Annotated in this window: 3 protein-coding genes; all 3 read right to left on the minus strand. The window is 46.4% G+C overall.

The features are described 5' to 3' along the window. Window positions 1-772 (minus strand): helix-hairpin-helix domain-containing protein (locus C7B77_RS25585; protein ID WP_245894416.1); only part of this gene is annotated, 772 nt, incomplete at its 3' end. Window positions 773-802: 30 nt separating this feature from the next. After that, window positions 803-1,564, minus strand: a complete 762-nt coding sequence (locus tag C7B77_RS25590) for a hypothetical protein (protein WP_106311615.1) — start codon at window positions 1,562-1,564, stop codon at window positions 803-805. Window positions 1,565-1,578: 14 nt separating this feature from the next. Continuing rightward, the gene (gene topA / locus C7B77_RS25595; RefSeq protein ID WP_106311618.1) at window positions 1,579-3,744 is read right to left on the minus strand and encodes a type I DNA topoisomerase; all 2,166 of its coding nucleotides are present in this window, start codon (window positions 3,742-3,744) and stop codon (window positions 1,579-1,581) included. Window positions 3,745-3,962 lie beyond the last annotated feature (218 nt).

The raw sequence follows: 3,962 nt of genomic DNA on the forward strand, positions 1-3,962 counted from the left end.
TCGTCGCCGCAGTTAATAATTCCGGCTGCGGGAGGAAACAATGCCCATCTTCGGCGGCTTCTCCCAGAACGTGTTTGATGCCAGCTCGATAACGGAAGGTAGAAGCGGGATCTACACCTAAATTTCTAGCGATCGTATCGGCGGTGATGAACCCAATCCCAAAGATATCTTCTGATAATTGATAGGGATTATTGGTGACAATATCGATCGATTTTTCGCCATACTGTTTGAAGATTTTCACTGCATAAGTGGTCGAAACCCCGTGAGTCTGAAGGAACAGCATTACCTCTTTAATCGCCTTCTGCTCCACCCAGGCGCGTTGAATCATCTTGACACGTTTCTTGCCAATGCCTGGGACTTCGATAAGTCGATCGCTATTTTGCTCGATAATTTCTAGAGTATCCAGCGCGAAATGCGCCACAATCCGTTTGGCGGTAACGGGGCCAACACCCTTAATCAAACCGCTACCCAAATACTTCTCAATCCCCGTCAGCGTTGCAGGTTTAGTTTCGCTGTATTTAATAACTTGAAACTGTTGTCCGTATTGAAGATGCTCTTTCCAAGTACCTTGGAGTTGCAATGTCTGCCCAGCTTGAATATTCGCGAAGTTACCGACGATCGTGGTTAACTCGCGGGCGCGGGGCGATTGGAGCCGAGCGACAGTGTAGCCGCTTTCTTCAGAATGAAAGGTAATCCGCTCTACTACTCCAGTCAGTGAAACCTGGGGTGCAACTGATGAATCGCTTGGGGTGTTTGTCTGATAATTGAACACAACATTATTGGAGAAATAATAGATATTGCTTTATAACAGCAATCCTAATCGAGCAGCATATAAAAGAATCATCAATATTGTAAACAATGAGCTTATTAGTATCATCATTGGCACAAAATTTGCAGATTGGTATCGCCTAATTTCTGTACTTCCCAATAGGTTATTAACTACTGCCCCACCGATATCGTCCAATTTAGTTATCTCAGCAAAAGTATTAATAGGTTTAATCAGTTGATACTTGCCCAGAAAGTTATCGATCGTAATATAGTAGTTGTTATTATTCGACGAGCAATAAGCATGTTCGTAGCCCAAACAGGCATACAGACAACTCTCAGTGGGAGTATCAACCTTTTTATACTTGCGATCGTTAACTTTGAAGCCAGGATAATCGCGGGATACTCTTTCTGCTAGATACCCATCATTGCATTCATAGCCAGCAAGGATCGACTGCTGAAGTAGCTCGGAACCATACTTAAAGATCCAGTCTTCTTTATTTTTAGCAACCAGATCGATGCGGAACATGTCATCAAAACTAGTAGGAAACAGCACATTATTGGAGTAATGGCTATTAAGGAGATCTCTATCTACAGTTTCGCCTCGTTCGCGGAGCGTCCGCCCTGCGGAATCGTAGCTCAGATACAAATGAGAATTTTCATCCCAAATTCCACTTTCACAGCTAGATATAATCAGATCTACTGCATCTAAAGCTGCTTGTTGAGACTCATAATACTCTTTACGATCTCTATAATTTATCCGCCAATTTTTGATTTTTGACTCTGGATCGTTACTCATTATCTACCATCCATTTAAGCCGATCGGGAAGACGCATCTGCACCAAGATTGCCCAGTTTCGGACTCCACCATTGCCCCTCCTTGCCGCGAAAATAGGCGACATCCTTGTGTTTGGGCTTGCTCCGCGCTGCCGCATCCGAACACCTTAACATTGACTTGGATTGTCCATCCTTATTGTAGCTATATTCTTCCAGCGGCTTTTTGCAAACCGGACAAGGATGTTCTGTTAACTTTGCTGGTGCTGACTGCTCGGTTTTAGGTTGGGGAATCTGCCATTCATTAGAACGATCCGACCAAAACATTACTAACCCTTTGCCCTCAGCATCTTTACAGCCATCCTCACATTTGAGAAAATATCCTTTTTTGACCTTTTTGGTCGGTACTTTAGACATGGGTTTGCTACAAGTCGGACATTTAGAGCGCGATTTCTCCAGTTCCTTACCTTGGAACGAGCCATAATCCTGTTCCGGTAGATTCAGAGTCGCCTTGCTTAATGCTGGCTCGAAATAGCTCCGGTTCCATTCAATTAGATAACTTTGCCATTCCTGCTGACCCTTGGAGATCGCATCGAGTTGAGTTTCCATCCCCGCAGTGAATTCCGATTGAATCAACTCTGGCAAAGCTTGCATCAGAAAATCATCCACTTGCAAACCCACCGTCGTCGGTTGCACTTTGCTCTTCACCAGCTCGACATAATTGCGCTGCTTGAGCGTAGCAATTGTCGGCGCGTAAGTTGAGGGACGACCGATGCCTTTACGTTCCATCAGTTGGACGAGTTTTGGTTCGGAGTAACGCGGCGGTGGTTGGGTTTGTTTTTGCTCGTGGCTGATGTTAGTGAAGGTGAGTGGTTGTTGGGGTTGCAAACTCGGTAGCACTGCATCACCACTAATATCTTTCCAATATTTGGCGTAGCCAGCAAATTCGAGCATTTGCCCTCTAGCTTGCCATTGGATCTCGCCAGATTGAGTAACGATCGTGGTTTTGCGAATCTGTGCGGGTTTGCATTGAGAGGCGATCGATCGCATCCAAATCATCAAGTACAGTGCGAATTCATCCTCAGAAAGCTGCTGTTTGAGGTCGCTTGAAGCTTTAGTTAGATCGGTAGGTCTAACCGCTTCATGGGCTTCCTGAGCGTCTTTGGAACTACGCTGTTTGGCGACTTTACTCGGTACATTGTCTTTATCGTGAGCGAGTAGCCATTCCCGTGCAGCCGTGCAAAAATCCTGACTGAGTTCGACCGAATCAGTCCGCATATAAGTAATCAATCCCGCTTCATAGAGCTTCTGGGCGACGGACATCGTATGTTCGGGACTGAACTTCAAGCGCGCTCCAGCGGCTTGTTGGAGTGATGAGGTGATAAAGGGTGCTGGTGGCTTTTTAGGCGCGAGTTTACCCTCGATCGATTTAACTTGATGGGGGTTCGATTTGCCAATTTCCACCAACCTGTCAGCTTCGGCTTTACTCAGTACGCGCGTCGATTCGGCGACTTTTTCCGTGGCTCCCGCATCGTCGCTAGTTTCCTCGTCTGCTGCTGGCGAGACAGCTCGATCGGTGCCATTGTAAAAGGCACGGAAACCCTCGGCATAGTCTACAAATACCGACCAATAATCTTGGGGTATGAAGGTCTGAATTTCTCGCTCTCGTTGACAGACTAGGTGGAGAGTTGCCGACTGCACCCGTCCGACGCTTTTGGCTCCATTATTCAGTCGCCAGATGAGAGGCGATCCTTTGTAGCCCACTAATTTATCCAGGCAATCACGACACCTACCTGCTTCGACAAGAGCCATGTCTAGGGAGCGGGGACTGGCGATCGCTTTTTTGACAGCAGATTCGGTAATCTCTTGATAAACAACGCGCTGGGGCTGTTTGAGTTTCAATACCTGGGCGATATGCCAGCCGATGACTTCACCTTCGCGATCTGGATCTGAGGCGATGAATACTTTGTCAGCTTGTTTGGCTGCGGCAATTAGTCCCGAGATCGTTTGTTTGGCGCGATCGTCGCGAGGGATATAGCGGCAATCGATCGTATTTGAACCTAGATCGAATCCCAAGGAACCGTCCCCATCGTTAGCGAGTTGGCGAATATGCCCGATCGATGCCTTGACATCCCAGTCGGAGCCGAGGATGCTCCTCAGCTTTTTGATTTTGCCAGCAGATTCAACAATCAACAGATTTCGCATAAATTTGAGCGGACTGAGGATTCAACTAACCGATCGACCTTCACCCGTTGACGCAGTTTCTCAGAATGATAATCGTTCGATCCACAACGATCCAATTATTGCTTATAAATATGGGCAAGTGCTTACCACTTACAGAATTAAAGGCTCTTCATTACTTAGTATGCTCGATCGATAGCAAATTGAGCAAACAAAGTAAGCAAATAAATACGATCGGTGAA

Origin of the sequence: Chamaesiphon polymorphus CCALA 037 (assembly GCF_003003845.1) — a bacterium.
Lineage (GTDB): Bacteria > Cyanobacteriota > Cyanobacteriia > Cyanobacteriales > Chamaesiphonaceae > Chamaesiphon > Chamaesiphon polymorphus.